The organism is Streptomyces sp. NPDC058864 (assembly GCF_042742985.1).
Taxonomy (GTDB): Bacteria; Actinomycetota; Actinomycetes; order Streptomycetales; family Streptomycetaceae; genus Actinacidiphila.
Map to the genome: position 1 here is coordinate 1 of NZ_JBHYMQ010000057.1, position 18139 is coordinate 18139.

Annotated in this window: 16 protein-coding genes; 6 read left to right on the forward strand and 10 right to left on the reverse strand. The window is 72.9% G+C overall.

Features of this window, described 5'->3' with window-relative positions:
- Positions 1-117: 117 nt before the first annotated feature.
- The 4 genes from ACFW3D_RS31490 to ACFW3D_RS31505 are packed head-to-tail and all read left to right on the forward strand — an operon-like array spanning position 118 to position 4992.
- Positions 118-1656, forward strand: a complete 1539-nt coding sequence (locus ACFW3D_RS31490) for an NCS1 family nucleobase:cation symporter-1 (RefSeq protein ID WP_500509932.1) — start codon at positions 118-120, stop codon at positions 1654-1656.
- Between the two features lie 57 nt (positions 1657-1713).
- A complete protein-coding gene (locus tag ACFW3D_RS31495) occupies positions 1714-2532 on the forward strand; it encodes an inositol monophosphatase family protein (RefSeq protein ID WP_500509934.1) in 819 nt (272 codons plus the stop codon).
- Positions 2529-3959, forward strand: coding sequence for a phytoene desaturase family protein (locus ACFW3D_RS31500; protein ID WP_500509936.1), 1431 nt, complete (start codon positions 2529-2531; stop codon positions 3957-3959). Before ACFW3D_RS31495 ends, ACFW3D_RS31500 begins: the two co-directional genes overlap by 4 nt.
- Before the next feature lie 49 nt (positions 3960-4008).
- Positions 4009-4992: an aldo/keto reductase gene (locus tag ACFW3D_RS31505; RefSeq protein ID WP_500509938.1), complete on the forward strand. Its 984-nt coding sequence runs from the start codon at positions 4009-4011 to the stop codon at positions 4990-4992.
- 55 nt (positions 4993-5047) lie between these two features.
- Here ACFW3D_RS31505 and ACFW3D_RS31510 read toward each other — a convergent pair whose 3' ends face one another.
- Both ACFW3D_RS31510 and ACFW3D_RS31515 read right to left on the reverse strand, forming a co-directional pair.
- Positions 5048-5794, reverse strand: coding sequence for an SIR2 family NAD-dependent protein deacylase (locus tag ACFW3D_RS31510; protein WP_500509941.1), 747 nt, complete (start codon positions 5792-5794; stop codon positions 5048-5050).
- Between the two features lie 52 nt (positions 5795-5846).
- Complete coding sequence (locus ACFW3D_RS31515; RefSeq protein WP_500510032.1) at positions 5847-6626, reverse strand: nucleotidyltransferase domain-containing protein; 780 nt, start codon at positions 6624-6626, stop codon at positions 5847-5849.
- 80 nt (positions 6627-6706) lie between these two features.
- Here ACFW3D_RS31515 and ACFW3D_RS31520 point away from each other — a divergent pair, with 80 nt between their 5' ends.
- On the forward strand, positions 6707-8506 hold the full coding sequence (locus tag ACFW3D_RS31520; RefSeq protein WP_500509943.1) for a gamma-glutamyltransferase family protein: 1800 nt from the start codon (positions 6707-6709) through the stop codon (positions 8504-8506).
- Positions 8507-8820: 314 nt separating this feature from the next.
- Here ACFW3D_RS31520 and ACFW3D_RS31525 read toward each other — a convergent pair whose 3' ends face one another.
- From ACFW3D_RS31525 to ACFW3D_RS31535, 3 genes are read right to left on the reverse strand one after another with little or no spacing between them, the layout of a single operon-like run.
- Positions 8821-9342 (reverse strand): NUDIX domain-containing protein, encoded by a 522-nt coding sequence (locus tag ACFW3D_RS31525; RefSeq protein WP_500509946.1) that lies wholly within the window; start codon positions 9340-9342, stop codon positions 8821-8823.
- A complete protein-coding gene (locus ACFW3D_RS31530; protein ID WP_500509949.1) occupies positions 9339-10331 on the reverse strand; it encodes a ketopantoate reductase family protein in 993 nt (330 codons plus the stop codon). Before ACFW3D_RS31530 ends, ACFW3D_RS31525 begins: the two co-directional genes overlap by 4 nt.
- 10 nt (positions 10332-10341) lie before the next feature.
- Entirely contained in the window at positions 10342-11406 is a 1065-nt protein-coding gene (locus ACFW3D_RS31535; RefSeq protein WP_500509951.1) for an ADP-ribosylglycohydrolase family protein, read from the reverse strand.
- A 65-nt stretch (positions 11407-11471) separates the two neighbouring features.
- Between ACFW3D_RS31535 and ACFW3D_RS31540 the strand changes: the two genes are divergently transcribed.
- Positions 11472-12605, forward strand: coding sequence for a glycerate kinase (locus ACFW3D_RS31540; protein ID WP_500509953.1), 1134 nt, complete (start codon positions 11472-11474; stop codon positions 12603-12605).
- 63 nt (positions 12606-12668) lie between these two features.
- Here the strand turns inward: ACFW3D_RS31540 and pssA are convergent, their stop codons facing one another.
- The 5 genes from pssA to ACFW3D_RS31565 all read right to left on the reverse strand — a co-directional run bounded on the left by pssA (position 12669) and on the right by ACFW3D_RS31565 (position 18130).
- Positions 12669-13520 (reverse strand): CDP-diacylglycerol--serine O-phosphatidyltransferase, encoded by an 852-nt coding sequence (gene pssA, locus ACFW3D_RS31545; RefSeq protein WP_089222787.1) that lies wholly within the window; start codon positions 13518-13520, stop codon positions 12669-12671.
- Positions 13507-14163: a phosphatidylserine decarboxylase gene (locus tag ACFW3D_RS31550; protein ID WP_499601401.1), complete on the reverse strand. Its 657-nt coding sequence runs from the start codon at positions 14161-14163 to the stop codon at positions 13507-13509. Before ACFW3D_RS31550 ends, pssA begins: the two co-directional genes overlap by 14 nt.
- A 171-nt stretch (positions 14164-14334) precedes the next feature.
- The gene (locus ACFW3D_RS31555; protein ID WP_500509955.1) at positions 14335-15546 is read right to left on the reverse strand and encodes an acyl-CoA dehydrogenase family protein; all 1212 of its coding nucleotides are present in this window, start codon (positions 15544-15546) and stop codon (positions 14335-14337) included.
- Positions 15547-15558: 12 nt separating this feature from the next.
- Positions 15559-16062: a MaoC family dehydratase gene (locus ACFW3D_RS31560; RefSeq protein ID WP_396569326.1), complete on the reverse strand. Its 504-nt coding sequence runs from the start codon at positions 16060-16062 to the stop codon at positions 15559-15561.
- Between the two features lie 55 nt (positions 16063-16117).
- Positions 16118-18130: a protein meaA gene (locus ACFW3D_RS31565; protein WP_500509957.1), complete on the reverse strand. Its 2013-nt coding sequence runs from the start codon at positions 18128-18130 to the stop codon at positions 16118-16120.
- Positions 18131-18139: the final 9 nt, after the last annotated feature.

Consider the following 18139-nt stretch of genomic DNA (forward strand, 5'->3'; position numbering starts at 1 on the left):
CCTCGGCGTCGACCAGTTCGCCCTGTACGACATGCAGGACGCCAGGGAGTCCGTGATCGACGTCTACGGCTCCACCGTCATCCCCGCGCTCCGCGGCTGAGGGCGAGCACCGCGCCCATGCCGGCCCCCACGCCGCCCGCCCAGATCACGCACCCCGACGGCCGCGTCGAGCTCCGCCTCGACGCGGCCGTGCCGCACGGCCCGTACGCCAACGGGGACCTGCTGCCGATCCCCATCGCCAAGCGGCACTGGACCACCTACAACTTCACCGCGCTGTGGATCGGGATGGCGCACAACATTCCCTCCTGGACCCTCGCCTCGGGTCTGGTCGCCCTCGGCATGGACTGGAAGCAGGCGGTGTTCACCATCGCCCTCGCCAACGTCATCGTGCTGGTCCCGATGCTGCTCACCGGCCACGCCGGTCCCAAGTACGGCATCCCCTTCCCGGTGCTGGCGCGTTCCTCGTTCGGGGTGCGCGGCGCCAACCTCCCGGCGATGCTGCGCGCCGCCGTGGCCTGCGCCTGGTTCGGCATCCAGACCTGGATCGGCGGTCAGGGCATCTTCGTCCTGCTCGGCAAGATCTGGGGCGGCTGGGCGGGCGCCGCGCACGTGGCGGGTTACCCGTGGACGCTGTGGGTCTGCTTCCTCGCCTTCTGGGCGCTGGAACTCGCCATCATCTACCGCGGCATGGAGACCCTGCGCCGCTTCGAGAACTGGGCCGCGCCCTTCGTCCTCGTCGGGGCCGTCGTCCTGCTGGTCTGGATGACGAACAAGGCGGGCGGCCTCGGCCACCTGCTGGACCAGCCCTCGGAACTGGGCTGGGGCGGGGACTTCTGGAAGGTCTTCTTCCCGGCCCTCATGGGCATGATCGGCTTCTGGTCGACGCTCTCGCTCAACATCCCCGACTTCACCCGCTTCGGGGCCGGGCAGCGCGCCCAGGTCTGGGGCCAGACGCTCGGCCTGCCGACCACGATGACCTTCTTCGCCGTCCTGTCGGTGCTCGTCACCTCCGGCTCCCAGGCGGTGTACGGCAAGGCCATCTGGGACCCGGTCGAACTGGCCGGGAAGACCGACAACGTCCTCGGCCTGCTGTACGCCCTGGTCACGGTGCTGGTGGCCACCCTCAGCGTCAACATCGCGGCCAACGTGGTCTCTCCGGCGTACGACCTGTCCAACCTCGCGCCCCGGCACGTCGACTTCCGTACCGGCGCGCTGATCACCGGCGTCGTCGGGGTGCTGATCTTCCCGTGGAAACTGACCTCCACCCCCGAGCTGTACATCTTCACCTGGCTGGGCGTGGTCGGCGGTGTCCTCGGCACCGTGGCCGGGGTCCTCATCGCCGACTACTGGGTCGTCCGGCGCACGCACTTGGCGCTGCCCGAGCTGTACGAGGCGGGCGCCGGACGCTACTGGTACCGCCGGGGCTGGAACTGGCGGGCGGTGCTCGCCCTCCTCGTGGGCGGCCTGCTGGCGGTCGGCGGCTCCTACTCCACCGTGGACGCCGAGGGCCGCGAGCAGGGCCCGTTCCCCGTCGACGGCCTGATCCCGTTGCTGAAGCCGCTCGCGGACTACGGCTGGGCGGTCGGCCTGGCGACCTCGTTCCTGCTGTACACCGCCCTGATGCGGAAGGCGGCACCCGGCGCGCGGGCGGCGTGAACCCGCCAAAGCCACGGCGGGTGCGCGGCGCCGCGGCCGATCTGGTCTGATGGAGGAGTGATCGATGACGCACTCTTCAAGGCGGTCGAGGACACGGTGCGTGCGGCCGCCGAGGCGGAGGTCGTGCCGCGCTGGCGACAGCTGGGCGCCGCCGACATCAGCCACAAGACCGGACCGGGGGACCTGGTCACCGTCGCCGACCGCGAGGCGGAACTGCGGCTCGCCGAGGAACTGCCGGCGCTGCTGCCGGGTTCCGTCGTGGTGGGGGAGGAGGCCGTGCACGCCGACCCGGGCATACTGCGCCGCATCGGCGGCGACGACCCCGTGTGGATCGTCGACCCCGTCGACGGAACCGCCAACTTCGTCGCCGGCAGGCCCGAGTTCGCCACCCTCGTCGCCCTCGCGCGCGGCGGCGAGGTCCACGCCTGCTGGACGTACGTCCCACGCCTCGCCCTGATGGCCACCGCCCGCCGCGGCGGGGGCGCCCGGCTCAACGGCGAGCCGATCCGCACCGCCCGCGACTCCGGCGGGGCCGCGCTCAAGGTCGCCACCTCGCAGTTCGCCTTCCTCGACGAACAGGAGCGGCGCCGGTTCGAGGGGCTCGGCACCGACGGCGTAGAGGCCCGGCAGTGCACCTGCGCCGGGCTGGACTACCTGGAGGTCGCCCGGGGCGCCATCGACGCCGTCGCCTTCACCTGGGAATCGCCCTGGGACCACGCGGCCGGCGTGCTGCTCGTCGCCGAGGCCGGCGGCGCCAGCGTCACCGCCGAGGGCGTGCCCTTCCGGATCGGCGGCGGCAACGCCTTCCCCTTCTCCGTGGCGCGTGACGAGGCGACCGCGCGACGGGTCGTCGGCCTCATGGCAGGTGACCGATGAGCAGGACACACGTCACGGACGTCATCGTCGTCGGCGCCGGGCCCAACGGCCTGACCGCCGCGGTCGAACTCGCCCGCGCCGGCCACTCGGTGGAGATCTTCGAGGCCGCCGACCACGTCGGCGGCGGCGCCCGCACCGAGGAACTGACCCTGCCGGGCTTCCGCCACGACCCCTGCTCCGCCGTCCACCCGTTTGGCGCCGGCTCGCCCGCGTTCAACGCGATGCCGCTCGGCGAGCACGGACTGCACTGGCTCCACCCCGAGCTGCCGCTCGCGCACCCCTTCGACGACGGCACCGCCGCGGTACTGGACCGCACCGTCGGTGCGACCGCCGCCTCGCTCGGACCGCGCGACGCGGGCACCTACCGCCGGCTACTGGCTCCGTACGTCGGCCGCTGGCCGACCCTCGCCCACGACTTCCTGCGCCCCCAGTGGCGGGGACTGCCGCGCGACCCGCTGCGCTTCGCCGGCTTCGGACTGACCGGGCTCCCGCCGGTGGCCGTGCTCGCCCGGCTGTTCCGCGAGGAGAAGGCACGCGGACTGCTGGCCGGTCTCGCCGCCCACGCCATCGCGCCGCTGACCAGCCCGCTCACCGGCGCGACGGCGCTGCTGTTCGCCGTCGCCGGCCACGAGGTCGGCTGGCCGGTCCCGCGCGGCGGCTCCCAGTCGATCGCCGACGCCCTCGCCTCCTACCTGCGGATGCTCGGCGGCACCGTCCACACCGGCGTCATGGTCCGCAAGCTCGACGAGCTGCCGCCGGCGCGCGCGTACGTCTTCGACACCTCGCCGACCGCGCTGGCGCGCATCGCCGGGCTCGGCGACGCGTACCGGCACTACCGCTACGGACCGGCGGTCTGGAAGATCGACTACGCCCTGGACGGCCCTGTGCCCTGGACCGCCACCGAGGCCCGGCGGGCCGGCACCGTGCACATCGGGCCCACCTTCGGTGAGATCGGCGACGCCCTGAACCGGGCGGTGCGCGGCCGGCCGCCGCAGACCCCGTTCCTCATCACCGCCCAGCCCTCCGTCGTCGACCCGGGGCGGGCACCCGAGGGCAAGCACGTCTTCTGGGCGTACGGGCACGTGCCCAACGGCTGGCGCGGCGACGCCACCGAGGCCGTCGACCGGCAGATCGAGCGCTTCGCCCCCGGCTTCCGGGACCTCGTCCTCGCCCGGGCGGTCAGCGGACCGGCCGAACTCGCCGCCCGCAACGCCAACTACGTCGGCGGCGACATCGGCAGCGGGGCCTTCGCCGGCCTGCAGATGGCCTTCCGCCCCAAGCCGAAGTGGAACCCCTACAGCACCTCGCGCCCCGGGGTCTTCATCTGCTCCTCCGCCAGCCCGCCCGGCCCCGGTGTCCACGGCATGTCCGGCCACCACGCGGCCCGTGCCGTGCGCCGCCACCTGGAGGGGGCCGCCCGCCGGTAGCGCCCGCCCCGTCGCCGCGGCCGGCGGGGCAGCGACTAGCATCGACGGCATGGAGCAGCGCGTATTGGGCAGGACGGGCCGCAAGGTGTCCGTCGTGGGTCTCGGCACCTGGCAGCTGGGCGCCGACTGGGGCGAGGTCCGCGAGGAGGACGCACTCGCGGTCCTGGACGCGGCCGTGGCGGAGGGCGTGACCCTCTTCGACACGGCGGACGTCTACGGCGACGGGCGCAGCGAGCAGCTGATCGGGCGCTACCTGCGGGAGCGCCCGGACGCCGGGATCTTCGTCGCCACGAAGATGGGCCGCCGGGTCGCCCAGGTCCCCGAGAACTACGTCCTGGACAACTTCCGCGCCTGGAACGACCGTTCCCGCGCCAACCTGGGCGTCGACACCCTCGACCTCGTGCAGCTGCACTGCCCGCCGACCGCCGTCTACTCCTCGGACGCCGTCTTCGACGCCCTCGACACCCTCGTCGAGGAGCAGCGCATCGCGGCCTACGCCGTCAGCGTCGAGACCTGCGAGGAGGCGCTGACCGCGATCGCCCGCCCCGGCGTCGCGAGCGTACAGATCATCCTCAACGCCTTCCGGCTCAAGCCCCTGGAGCAGGTGCTGCCGGCCGCTGTCGAGGCAGGGGTGGGCATCATCGCCCGCGTACCGCTCGCCTCCGGCCTGCTGTCCGGCCGCTACACCAAGGACACGGTCTTCCCGGCCGACGACCACCGCACCTACAACCGGCACGGCGAGTCCTTCGACCAGGGCGAGACCTTCTCCGGCGTCGACTACGCGACCGGCCTGGAGGCCGCCGCCGAGTTCACCGCCCTCTCCCCGGAGGGCGCGACCCCGGCCCAGACGGCCCTGCGCTGGATCATCCAGCAGCCCGGCGTCACCACCGTGATCCCCGGCGCCCGCAACGTCGAGCAGGCCCGCGCCAACGCCGACGCCGCCGCGCTGCCGGCGCTGCCGCAGAGCACGCTGGACGCCGTGCGGGACCTGTACGACCGGAGCATCCGCGCCCAGGTCCACCACCGCTGGTAGCCGCAGCGCCGTCGTGAGCCGTGCCCCCGGACGATCTCGTCCGGGGGCACGCGCGTCACCCCGCGGCGGCCTCCCGGGCGATCTTGTCCAGGAGCGCGGGCAGCGAACTCCCGATCGGCTCGCGCACCAGCTCGTCCGCGATCCCGTCGTACGGCGTCGGCTCGGCGTTGACGATCACCAGCCGCGCGCCGTGCTCCGCCGCCATCCCGGCGAGCGACGCGGCCGGCTGCACCTGCAGGCTGGTGCCGACCGCGACGAAGACCGTGCACCCCTTGGCGATGGCCATCGCGTTGCCCAGCACCACCGGGTCGAGCCGCTGCCCGAACATGACGGTCGCCGACTTCAGGATCCCGCCGCACTTCCCGCACGCCGGGTCCGGCTCGCCCGCCCGGACCCGCGCCAGCGCGTCGTCCATGGGCGCCCGGTCGTGGCACCGCGTGCACACCACGGTCCGGGCCGTTCCGTGCAGCTCCAGCACCTTGCGTTCGGGCAGCCCCGCCATCTGGTGCAGACCGTCGACGTTCTGCGTGATCACGCGCACCGGCACGCCCGACCGCTCCAGCCGGACGATCGCGTCGTGCGCCTCGTTGGGCCGCGCCTCCAGCGTCGGGCTCTCCATGCGCATCAGCCACGACCGGCGGCGCACGTCGGGATCGGCCATGTAGTGCTCGTACGTCACGAGCTTCTCGGCCTCCGGATCGCGCCGCCACAGCCCGTTCGGGCCGCGGTAGTCCGGGATGCCGGAATCGGTGGAGATCCCCGCGCCGCTGAGGATCGCGACAAGCGGCTTCTTCGCGCTCATGCCGCGAGGTTACGCAGACCGGGCCGCCCCCGGCCATCGGGTTTCCCGCGGGTCAGCCCAGTGCCGCGCGTACGTCCGCGACCAGGGCCGAGGCCTCCTCCACCGCCGCCACCGGGTCGCCGAGGACGGACAGCACCGCCTCGGCGCGGGCCCGGAAGCCGGGCGGGGTGTCCGGGAGGGCGTCCGCGGCGGCGAGGGCCCCCTTCTCGTTCAGGCACCACACGCGGTGGTGGGCGTGGAGCGACTGCGCCAGCACCCCGACCGCCCGCGACAGGCACAACGCGGCGTGCAGGACGTCCCCGGCACCCGCGGACTTGCGGGCGTTGACCACGAGGAAGTCCGCCTCCCAGGAGGCCCCGACGAGCGCCTCGCGCAGCGGTTCCGGGTAGACCAGCATGCTCTCGCGCAGCGCCGTCAGCTCGCCCGCCGGATCGGCCAGGACCCGGCCGAGGGCGACCTCGCCGGCGTACACCGGGGACCAGAAGCCGAGCGGATGGCCGGCCTGGACGCCCACCTCGTAGCGGCCGGCGCGGCAGCCGTCCCACACCAGCCGCACACGGTCCAGGTCCCGCAGGATCCAGTCGATCTGCAGGCCGTCCACGCGCAGCCACGCCCCGCCGTTCACCCACGGACCCCACCCGCCGGGGCCGGCGATCTCCACCGGGCCGCCCGTGGCCTCGGCGGCCAGTGCGGCGAGCGCCTCCAGGTCCGGTTCGCCGCGGTAGTACACGCCGAGGTCCCAGTCGGAGTCGGGGCGGTGCGTACCGCGTGCCCTGCTGCCGCCGAGCATCACCCCCACCACCCCGGGGACCCGGGCGAGCGAGTGCGCCATGGACGAGACAGGGGGTACGTGTTCGGGCTCGTAGGGCACCGTGCGAGTGTAGGAGCACCCCCGGCGCGAGGAGTACCGAATTGTTCACGACCCGGCCCACCCTCCAGGGCACCTTCGGCATGGCCTCCTCCACGCACTGGCTCGCCTCCCAGTCGGCGATGGCCGTGCTGGAGGCCGGCGGCAACGCCTACGACGCGGCGGTGGCCGCCGGGTTCGTCCTGCACGTGGTGGAACCGCACCTCAACGGACCCGCGGGCGAGGTGCCGATCATCGTCGCGCCCGCCGGCGGCCCCGTCCGCGTGCTCTGCGGCCAGGGGCCCGCCCCGGCCGGAGCGAGCGTCGACCACTACCGTGCGCTGGGCCTGGAGTTCGTCCCCGGCACCGGTCCGCTCGCCGCCGCCGTGCCCGGAGCCTTCGACGCGTGGATGGTGCTGCTGCGCGACCACGGCACCAAGACGCTCGCGGACGTGCTCTCCTACGCCATCGGCTATGCCGAGGACGGCCACCCCGCGGTGGAGGCGGTCGGCGCCACGGTCGGCTCCGTCCAGGCGCTGTTCGAGACGGAGTGGACGACCTCGGCCGAGCTGTACCTCGCCGGAGGGCGTCCGCCCCGTCCGGGCGCCCTGCTGCGCAACCACGCTCTCGCCGCCACCTGGCGGCGGTTGCTGCGGGAGGCCGAGGCCGCCGGCAGCGGCCGGGAGGCCCAGATCGAGGCGGCCCGCCGGGTGTGGCGCGAGGGCTTCATCGGCGAGGCGCTGGCCGCCTTCGCCGCCCGTCCCGCGATGGACACCACGGGCGAGCGCCACGCCTCCACCCTGACCGGGGACGACCTCGTCGCGTACGAGGCCCGCCACGAGGACCCGGTGACCTTCGACTGGAACGGCTGGACGGTCTGCAAGGCGGGCCCGTGGAGCCAGGGCCCGGCCTTCCTGCAGCAACTCGCCCTGCTGCCGCCGGATCCCGCCGACCTGGAGTACGGCACCGCAGACTACGTGCACACCCTGGTCGAGGGCACCAAGCTCGCGATGGCCGACCGTGAGGCCTGGTACGGCGACGCGGAGGACGACGTCCCCCTCGCCGAACTGCTGTCGCCCGCCTACAACGACGCGCGGCGCGCCCTGGTCGACCCGGCCAAGGCCTCCCACGAGCTGCGCCCCGGCAGCCCGGGTGGCCGCGCACCTCGGCTGCCGCGTTTCCCGCTCCACGACCCGGCCGCGGCACCGGACTTCGACGCCATGGGCGTCGGGGAGCCGACCGTCGCGCACAACGGCGCGACCCGGGGCGACACCTGCCACGTCGACGTCGTCGACCGCTGGGGCAACATGGTCGCCGCCACCCCCAGCGGCGGCTGGCTGCAGTCCAACCCGGTGGTCCCCGGGCTCGGCTTCCCGCTCGGCACCCGGCTGCAGATGACCTGGCTGGAGCCGGGGCTGCCGAACTCCCTCACCCCGGGCCGCCGTCCGCGCACCACGCTCACCCCCTCGCTCGCGCTGCGTGACGGCGTGCCGGTGATGGCCTTCGGCACCCCCGGCGGCGACCAGCAGGACCAGTGGTCGCTGCACTTCTTCCTGGGCGTCGCCCTGCGCGCCCCCGTCCGGGGCGGCCTCGACCTCCAGGGCGCCGTCGACGCGCCCAACTGGCACAACGACAGCTTCCCGAGCTCCTTCCACCCACGGGAGATGCGGCCCGGCAGCCTCACCGTGGAGAGCCGCCTCGAGGAGTCCGTCATCGCCGGGCTGCGCGGTCGCGGCCACGACGTCACCGTCGCCGCCCCCTGGTCCGAGGGCCGGCTGTGCGCCGTGGCCAGGGACCCGGAGACCGGCGTGCTGTCCTCCGCGGCCAACCCCCGCGGGATGCAGGGCTACGCGGTGGGGCGCTGACCGGATCCTCCCGGAGGTCACCCGTGGGGGCGGTGGGGCCGCGCGGGTCGGGTCGGCTGTGTCCGTGCCCCGACGCCGGGCGTGCACCCGCCGTTGCCCCTTGCGGGACGCGCGTCGCCCCGCCGGTACCAACGGTGCGTCCCGGCCGGGCCCGACCCCGGCCCTGGGAGCCGGCCCGTTCGTGCTATCCGTGGGACCGGCCCCTCTGTGATGTGCCGGGACGCCGGTCGCGCCCTGGGCGGTCGGCGGCGGGCGGGCCGTGGTTCGCGACCCGCCCGCCAGGGGCGGACCGCCGGACCTCGCGGGGTGCGGGGCTACGCGGTGGGCCGCTGCCCGACCGCCGGAGGAAGGCCGTTGACCAGTTCGACGGGGCAGGCGCCGTCCTCCAGCGCGGCCAATCCGGCACGGACGCGGCGGTAGAGGCCGGGGGAGAGGTACTCCTCGGCCTCGTCGGGCGTCGCCATCCGCCACGCGGACAGCTCCTCCTCCTGCAGCACGATCGCGCCGAGCGCGGCCTCGTCGAGCACCCCGCCGTCGTACATGTACGAGGTCAGCGGCGGCCGGCCCGACGGCCCCTGCACCCAGTCGACGGTGAGGAGGGCGCCGGGCTCGACGTCCAGCCCGACCTCCTCCAGCGTCTCCCGGCGGGCCGCCTCGCGGGGGGTCTCCCCGTCGGCCGACTCGATGGTGCCGCCGGGCAGCACCCACTTGCCGTCCTCGCGGTAGGTGGTCTCGGCGATCAGGATGCGGCCCTCGGCGTCGCGGAAGAGTGTGCTCGCCCCGGCGAGGACCTTCGGCAGGCCGGCGATGTACGCGGAGAATTCGGTGGTCGTCACGTGCCCCAACCTACGGGTTCCCGGCCCTCGACGGCGGCGGCCACCTGCGCCGGCTCCAGGCTTCCGGGGGCGCGGCGGTCGCGTGCCGCGCGGTTCGCGAGCCGCCGCAGCGTCTCGTTGACCGGTACGGGTATCCCGTGGAGCCGCCCCAGCAGCACGATCTCGCCGTTGAGCCAGTCCGCCTCGACGCTCCCCGTGCCCCGGGTCAGGCTCTGCCAGGACGAGCCGCCGCCCCGGGCGAAGCCGTCGACCGGCCGCAGGGTCACCCGGTCCCCGCGCACCGCCGCCTGCTCCTCCTCGCCCGCGTACGGGATGCCGGCCGCGTCGAGCACCGCCGCGCCCTCGGCCTTCGCCCGGCGGAGGAGGCCGGCGGCCGTGTCGTCCCAGCCGCCGCACAGCGCCTCCACGGCGTTGCCCAGGTTCGACAGCAGCTTGGCGTACTTCCAGCGCATCACGTCGGGCACGACCGGGGCCGCGAAGGAGGACTTCTCCAGGTCCGCGGAGACGGCCCGCGCGAGGTCGTCCGTACCGTGCGGGTAGCGGCCCAGGTGGAGGATCCCGGTCAGCGGCCCGCAAGGGGCGACCACCTCACCGGGCTCCAGGTGGGTCGACGGCAGCCACACGCACATCCCGTACACGTCGCGGAAACGGCGCAGCGCCATGCGTTCGTTGGCGACGCCGTTCTGGGCGCAGATCAGCGGCAGCCGGTCCGCCACCGGTGCCCAGGCGTCGAGCGCGGCCTGTGTGTCCTGCGTCTTCACGGCCAGTACCAGCACGTCGTCCTCGCGGAGCGCCAGCCCGTCCGGGCCGCCGGCCACGGGGACGGGCAGCCGCAGCGTCCCGTCCGGTGTCCGCAGGGTCAGCCCGCGGTCGCGCAGCGCCTCCAGGTGGGCTCCACGCGCGACCAGGACGACCTCGTGCCCGCTTTCGTACAGCCGGCCGCCGATCGTCGCGCCGACCGCGCCCGCTCCCACAACGATGTATCGCACACGCGTGACCCTACGGCACCAGGCGAACGGTGCGGTGGGCCAGTTCGCCGATCGACACCCCGTCGAAGCCGAACACCGCGCTGCGCACGCGGTCCTCCAGCGGCTCGGTCCACTGCGGCGGGATCGCCGACGCGCCGCAGAGCACCCCGGCCACCGAACCCGCCGTCGCGCCGCTGGAGTCGGTGTCCAGGCCGCCGCGTACGGTCAGCGTGATGGTGGCGGTGAAGTCGCCCGCGCCGTAGAGCAGTCCCGCGGTGACGAGCGCGGCGTTGGGGACGGTGTGGATCCAGTGCAGCCCGCGGGTCTCCTCGTCCAGCTCCGCCATGGTGCCGGCCCAGTCCAGCCCCGCCTCGTGCAGCGCCATGGTCCGCCGCACCGTGCGGGCCAGCCGGCAGCCCGGCGGCACGTGCTGCAGCGCCGACTCCAGCGCGGCCCGGGCGTCGGGCGCCGTGAACGCCGCCGCGATCAGCGCCGCCGCCCACATCGCGCCGTACACCCCGTTGCCCGTGTGCGACAGCACGGCGTCCCGGCGGGCGAGGGAGGCGGCCCGTCGCGGATCCCCGGGGGAGGTCCAGCCGTGGACGTCGGCGCGGATCAGCGCCCCGATCCACTCCTGGTAGGGGTTGTCGGCCGTGGCCGTCAGCGGCGGCTTCAGCCCGGCTGCGAGGTTGCGGTACGCCGCCCGCTCGGCGGTGAAGGTCTGCAGGTAGGGCAGGCGCAGCAGCCACAGCTCGCCGACCTGCTCGGTGGTGAAGTCCGGGCCGTACGTCTCCAGCAGGTCGAGCCCGAGGATCGCGTAGTCGACGTCGTCGTCCCGCGCGCTGCCGTGGATGTTGCCGCGGGTGCACTGCGGCCACTCCGGGCGCAGCGCGAACTCGGCCGGGTCCGGCGGCGGGTCCAGGGCCGGGATGTAGTCGGTCAGCGGCAGCGCGCCGGCCCGGCGCAGGTAACGGTCGATGCGCTCGCGGGTCCAGTGGTCGCCTTGCTCGACGGGCTTGCCGAGCATGTTGCCGGCGATCCGGCCGAGCCAGCCGCCGAGGACGCGGTCTTCGAGGGGGAGGACGGAGAGGGCCATGCCTACGGTGTACCGCCCGGGCGCCCCGGGATAGGGTCCAAGCGGCGCGACCTGCCGTAAGGGAGATGAAAGTGACGGACGCACGGCCAGTGCGGGTGCTCATAGCAGCGGACAAGTTCAAGGGTTCGCTCACCGCCGTCGAGGTGGCGGAGCGGCTCGGGGCGGGGCTGCGACGGGCCGCCCCCGGTCTCGTCGTCGAGTCCGTGCCGGTGGCCGACGGCGGGGACGGCACGGTGGACGCCGCCGTCGCCGCGGGGTTCGAACGGCGCCTGGTGGAGGTCACCGGACCGCTGGGGGAGCCGGTCACCGCCGCGTACGCGCTGCGCGACGGCACCGCCGTGGTGGAGATGGCCGAGGCATCGGGACTGCGGCACCTGCCGCCGGACGTCTTCGCGCCGCTGACGGCGACCACCCGCGGCACCGGTGAGCTGCTGCGGGCGGCGCTCGACGCCGGGGCGCGCTCCATCGTGCTCGGCGTCGGCGGCAGCGCGACCAACGACGGGGGCGCGGGCATGCTCGTCGCGCTCGGCGCCCGCCTGCTGGACGGCCGGGGTGAACCGGTCGGCCCGGGCGGTGCGGCGCTCGCCGGACTGGCCTCGGCGGACCTGTCCGGCCTCGACCCTAGGCTCGCCGCCACCGAGGTCGTCCTCGCCAGCGACGTCGACAACCCGCTGCTCGGCCCCAAGGGCGCCGCCGCCGTCTACGGCCCGCAGAAGGGCGCCACACCGGAGGACGTCGCGACGCTCGACGCCGCCCTCGCCCACTACGCGGAGGTGCTGGGGGCCGGTGCGGCCGCCGAGGCCCCGGGCGCGGGCGCGGCGGGCGGGGTCGGCTTCGGGGCACTGGTGGGCCTGCGCGCCTCCTTCCGGCCCGGCGTCCAGGTGCTCCTGGACATGCTCGGCTTCGCGGCCGCCCTGGAGCAGGCCGACCTGGTGATCACCGGAGAGGGCTCGCTGGACGAGCAGACCCTGCACGGCAAGGCCCCGGCCGGTGTCGCGGCCGCCGCCCGTGCCCGGGACGTGGACGTGGTCGCCGTCTGCGGTCGCCTCGCGCTGTCCGGGGCCGCCCTGGGCGCGGCCGGCATCCGGCGGGCGTACGCCCTGACCGACCTCGAGCCGGACCCGGCGCGCTGCATGGCGGAGGCCGGGCCGCTGCTGGAACGGCTCGCCGCGGACATCGCGCGCGACCTGCCGGCCTGACCCGGGAACGCCAGGGGCCCCGAGCCTTCCCGGCTCGGGGCCCCTGGCATGTGCCTCGTACGGCTACGGAAGCTGTGCCGTACGCGCCTCACGGCGGTTGTTGCGGATCGTGTTGACCCGGCGGGTCGTCGCGAAGAGCGGGATCACCGCCGCGGCGCAGATCTGCAGGGCTGCGCCCGTCTGCAGCAGCACGTCACCGCCGGGGACGGCGAACGCCCAGCAGACCAGGCAGCCCATGCTCAGCACGATCCAGGCGAGGGTGATCGTCGCCAGCCGGCCACGCGGCTTCGGGTACTCGACCCGGCTGACCATCAGCCACGCCACACCGACGATGGCCAGCACCGTCGGGATGAAGGGCAGCTCCAGCAGCACGACCGAGATGACCGTCATCGCCCCGAAGGGGCTCGGCATGCCCTGGAAGATCCCCTCCCGCACGGTCGTGCAGGAGAAGCGGGCCAGGCGCAGGACGACCGCGAGCAGCACCACGACGGCCGCCACCGCCGACACCTTGCCGTAGGCGTCGTCCGAGATCAGGCCCCAGACGACCACGAAGTAGGCGGGGGCCAGGCCGAAGCTGATCAGGTCGGACAGGTTGTCCAGCTCCGCGCCCATCGCCGAGCTGCGCAGCTTGCGCGCCACGAGCCCGTCGAAGAGGTCGAAGACCGAGGCCATGAGCATGAGCAGCACCGCGGTCGCGGCGCTGTGCCGCGTCATGCCGCCGTCGGTGTTGCCCATCAGGTGCGGGACGAGCACCCCGGTGGTGGTGAAGTACACCGCCATGAATCCGCAGATCGCGTTGCCGAGGGTGAGGCCGTCCGCTATCGACAGCCGTGTGGACAGCGGCATGTCATCGTCGTCGTCCTCGTCCACCGAGGCGACCCACGGTGCCTGGGTGTCGGGATCAATCACGGTCAAGGCGCGTCACCCCAGCCACGGTGGTCTGGCCGACCTCGACGGCGGGCTCGACGCCCTCCGGCAGGTAGATGTCCACGCGGGAACCGAAGCGGATCAGGCCGATGCGCTCGCCCTGCTCCACCTTGGTGCCCTGCGGCACGTAAGGGACGATGCGGCGCGCCACGGCTCCGGCGATCTGCACCATCTCGATGTCACCGAGCTCGGTGTCGAAGTGCCAGACGACGCGCTCGTTGTTCTCGCTCTCCTTGTTGAACGCGGGAACGAATCCACCGGGGACGTGCTCCACGGACGTGACGGTGCCGGCGAGCGGCGCGCGGTTCACGTGGACGTTCAGCGGGCTCATGAAGATCGCGACGCGGGTGCGCCCGTCCTTCCACGGCATGATGCTCTGCACCACACCGTCGGCCGGCGAGATGACGCGGCCCTGGGCGATCTCGCGCTCGGGGTCGCGGAAGAACCACAGCATGCCCGCCGCGAGGGCGGTGGTGGGGACGGCCACGGCCGCCCAGCGCCCGGAGCGGCGGGCGCGGACGAGGCTGACCGCCGCGGTGGCGACGGTCGGGAGGAGCCACGGCGACGCTCCGCGCGCGAGGCGTACGCCGGCCCGGCTGTCGCGTTGTGCAGAGGAATGGCTGTGGGGCATGGAAGACCTTCGTAGCGGAGGGTGCCGCAATGATGGTGCAGGGGACGGCGGCTTTCCGTGAATGGTATCGGGAGTCCCCGGCAACTGGGCAAGCCAGCAGTCGAGTCAGTGGCCGGTATTTGATGACTGGGTGTGACCTTTGGCTCGCACAAAGTGTCACAACCCAGACATTCACCCCTGGATCCGGTACTCCTCGAGCAGCCGGCGGCCGATGATCATTTTCTGGATCTCGGCGGTGCCCTCGCCGATGAGCAGCATCGGTGCCTCGCGGTACAGGCGCTCGATCTCGTACTCCTTGGAGAAGCCGTAGCCGCCGTGGATGCGGAAGGAGTCCTCCACGACCTCCTTGCAGTACTCCGAGGCCAGGTACTTCGCCATGCCGGCCTCGAGGTCGTTGCGCTGGCCGGAATCCTTCTTGCGGGCCGCGTTCACCATCAGCGCGTGGGCCGCCTCGACCTTGGTCGCCATCTCGGAGAGCTTGAACTGGATCGCCTGGTGCTGCGCGATCGGCTTGCCGAAGGTCTGCCGCTGCTGGGCGTACGCGATCCCCAGTTCGAAGGCCCGTTGTGCGACACCGCAGCCCCGGGCCGCCACGTTGACCCGGCCGACCTCGACACCGTCCATCATTTGGTAAAAACCGCGGCCGCTCTGACCGCCCAGGACGCGATTTGACGGAATCTTCACATCCTCGAGGATGAGTTCGGTCGTGTCGACGCCCTTGTACCCCATCTTCTCGATCTTGCCGGGCACGGTGAGACCCTTCACCTTCGGGTTGGGGCCGAATCCCGGCTCCTTCTCGATGAGGAAGGTCGTCATGGACTTGTGCGGCGCCGCGCCCTCCGGTTGGCCCTCGTCGGTCCGGCACAGCACCGCGACGAGGTTGGACGTGCCGCCGTTGGTCAGCCACATCTTCTGGCCGTTGATGACGTAGTCGTCGCCGTCCCGGACCGCCTTGGTGCGGATCGCCGAGACGTCGGAGCCGAGGCCCGGCTCGGACATCGAGAAGGCGCCGCGCACCTCACCGGTGGCCATGCGGGGCAGGAAGTGGTCCTTCTGCTCCTGGGTGCCGTGCTGCTTGAGCATGTAGGCGACGATGAAGTGCGTGTTGATGATGCCCGACACGCTCATCCAGCCGCGGGCGATCTCCTCGACCGTCAGTGCGTAGGTGAGCAGGGACTCGCCGAGGCCGCCGTACTCCTCGGGGATCATCAGCCCGAAGATGCCGAGCTCCTTGAGGCCCTCGACGATGTCGGTGGGGTACTCGTCCTTGTGCTCCAGCTCGTTGGCGACCGGGATGATCTCCTTGTCGACGAAGCTGCGGACGGTGGAGAGGATCTCCCGCTGGATGTCGGTCAGCCCGTCGGTCTGCGCGAGGCGGCTCATGTCTGCGGTCTCCTAGGCGTTCAGCTCGGGGCGGCCGGGCTGCTCGCCGCCGCGCTCCTTGATGTAGGTGGCGGTGGGGACCATCACCTTGCGGCGGAAGACGCACACCAGGGTGCCGTCCTGCTTGTAGCCCTTGGTCTCCACGTGGACGATCCCGCGGTCGTCCTTCGACTTCGACGGCCATTTGTCCAGCACGGTCGTCTCGCCGTAGATGGTGTCGCCGTGGAAGGTCGGCGCCACGTGCTTGAGCGACTCGACCTCGAGATTGGCGATCGCCTTGCCGGAGACGTCCGGCACGGACATGCCGAGCAGCAGGGAGTAGACGTAGTTCCCCACGACCACGTTCTTCCCGAAGTCGGTGGTCCTCTCGGCGTAGTTCGCGTCCATGTGGAGCGGGTGGTGGTTCATGGTCAGGAGGCAGAAGAGGTGGTCGTCGTACTCGGTGACCGTCTTCCCGGGCCAGTGCTTGTAGACGGCACCGACCTCGAACTCTTCATACGTACGGCCGAACTGCATCTCTCCTACGCCTCCGGGGTGTCGAACGTTTTCGTACGGGTGTTCGCTGCGGGGGTCACGCGGCGACCTCCAGCGGGTCCAGCTTGTTGGCCCTGCGGATCTCGTCCACGATCCTGCCGATGATCTCGGTGATCCCGAAGTCCTTCGGCGTGAACACGGCCGCGACGCCGGACTCGACCAGCTTGGCCGCGTCCGCCGGCGGGATGATGCCGCCCGCGATGACCGGCACGTCGTCCACCCCGGCCCTGCGGAGCCGGTCCAGCACGTCCGGCACCAGCTCGGCGTGCGAGCCGGAGAGGATCGACAGGCCCACGCAGTGGACGTCCTCGGCGACCGCCGCCGAGACGATCTGTTCCGGCGTCAGCCGGATGCCCTGGTAGACCACCTCGAAGCCGGCGTCGCGGGCCCGTACGGCTATCTGCTCGGCGCCGTTGGAGTGACCGTCCAGCCCCGGCTTGCCCACCAGCAGCCGCAGCTTGCCGGCGCCCAGCTCCCCGGCGGTCAGCGCCACCTTGCGGCGGACCTCGGCCAGCGGCGTGCCCGGCTCCGCGGCGACCGCCACGGGGGCGCTGCTCACGCCCGTCGGGGCGCGGAACTCGCCGAAGACGTCGCGCAGCGCCCAGGACCACTCGCCCGTGGTGACGCCCGCCCGGGCGCACTCCAAGGTGGCCTCCATGAGGTTGCCGGTACCGGCGGCCGCGGCCTTGAGGGCCTCCAGCGACCGCTGCGCCCGCACCTCGTCCCGGTTGTCGCGCCACTCGTGGAGGGCGGCGACGACCCGTGCCTCGTTCTCCGGGTCGACGGTCATGATGGCGCCGTCCAGGTCGGAGGTGAGGGGGCTGGGCTCGGTCCCCTCGTAGCAGTTGACGCCGATGATCTTCTCCTCGCCGGACTCGATCCGCGCCCGGCGCTCGGCGTGCGAGGAGACCAGCTGCGACTTCAGGTAGCCGGACTCCACGGCGGCCATGGCGCCGCCCATCTCCTGGATGTGCTCGATCCCGGCGAGGGACCGCTCGACGAGTTCGCCGACCTTCGCCTCGACGACGTGGCTGCCGTCGAAGAGGTCGCCGTACTCCAGGAGGTCGCTCTCGTGGGCCAGCACCTGCTGGATCCGCAGGGACCACTGCTGGTCCCATGGGCGGGGCAGGCCCAGTGCCTCGTTCCAGGCCGGCAGCTGCACGGCGCGGGCCCGGGCGTCCTTGGAGAGCGTCACGGCCAGCATCTCCAGCACGATCCGCTGGACGTTGTTCTCCGGCTGCGCCTCCGTCAGACCCAGCGAGTTGACCTGCACGCCGTACCGGAAACGGCGCTGCCTGGGGTCCTCGATGCCGTAGCGCTCCCGGGTGACCTTGTCCCAGATGCGGGTGAAGGCCCGCATCTTGCACATCTCCTCGACGAAGCGCACGCCCGCGTTGACGAAGAAGGAGATGCGCGCGACGACGTCACCCATCCGCTCCTGCGGCACCTGACCGGAGTCGCGGACCGCGTCGAGGACGGCGATCGCGGTGGACATCGCGTACGCGATCTCCTGCACCGGTGTGGCCCCGGCCTCCTGCAGGTGGTAGCTGCAGATGTTGATCGGGTTCCACTTGGGGAGGTGGTTGACCGTGTACGCGATCATGTCCGTCGTCAGCCGGAGCGACGGGCCGGGCGGGAAGACGTACGTGCCGCGCGACAGGTACTCCTTGACGATGTCGTTCTGCGTCGTCCCCTGGAGCCTGGTGACGTCGGCGCCCTGCTCCTCGGCGACCACCTGGTAGAGCGCGAGCAGCCACATGGCGCTGGCGTTGATGGTCATCGAGGTGTTCATCTCCTCCAGGGGGATGTCCTGGAAGAGCCGGCGCATGTCGCCGAGGTGGGCGACCGGGACCCCGACCCGGCCCACCTCGCCGCGGGCGAGGACGTGGTCGGGGTCGTACCCGGTCTGCGTCGGGAGGTCGAACGCGACCGACAGGCCGGTCTGGCCCTTGGCGAGGTTGCGCCGGTACAGGGCGTTGGACGCCTCGGCGGTGGAGTGCCCCGCGTACGTCCGCATCAGCCACGGACGATCCTTCTGACGCTCGGTCATGGTCCCTCC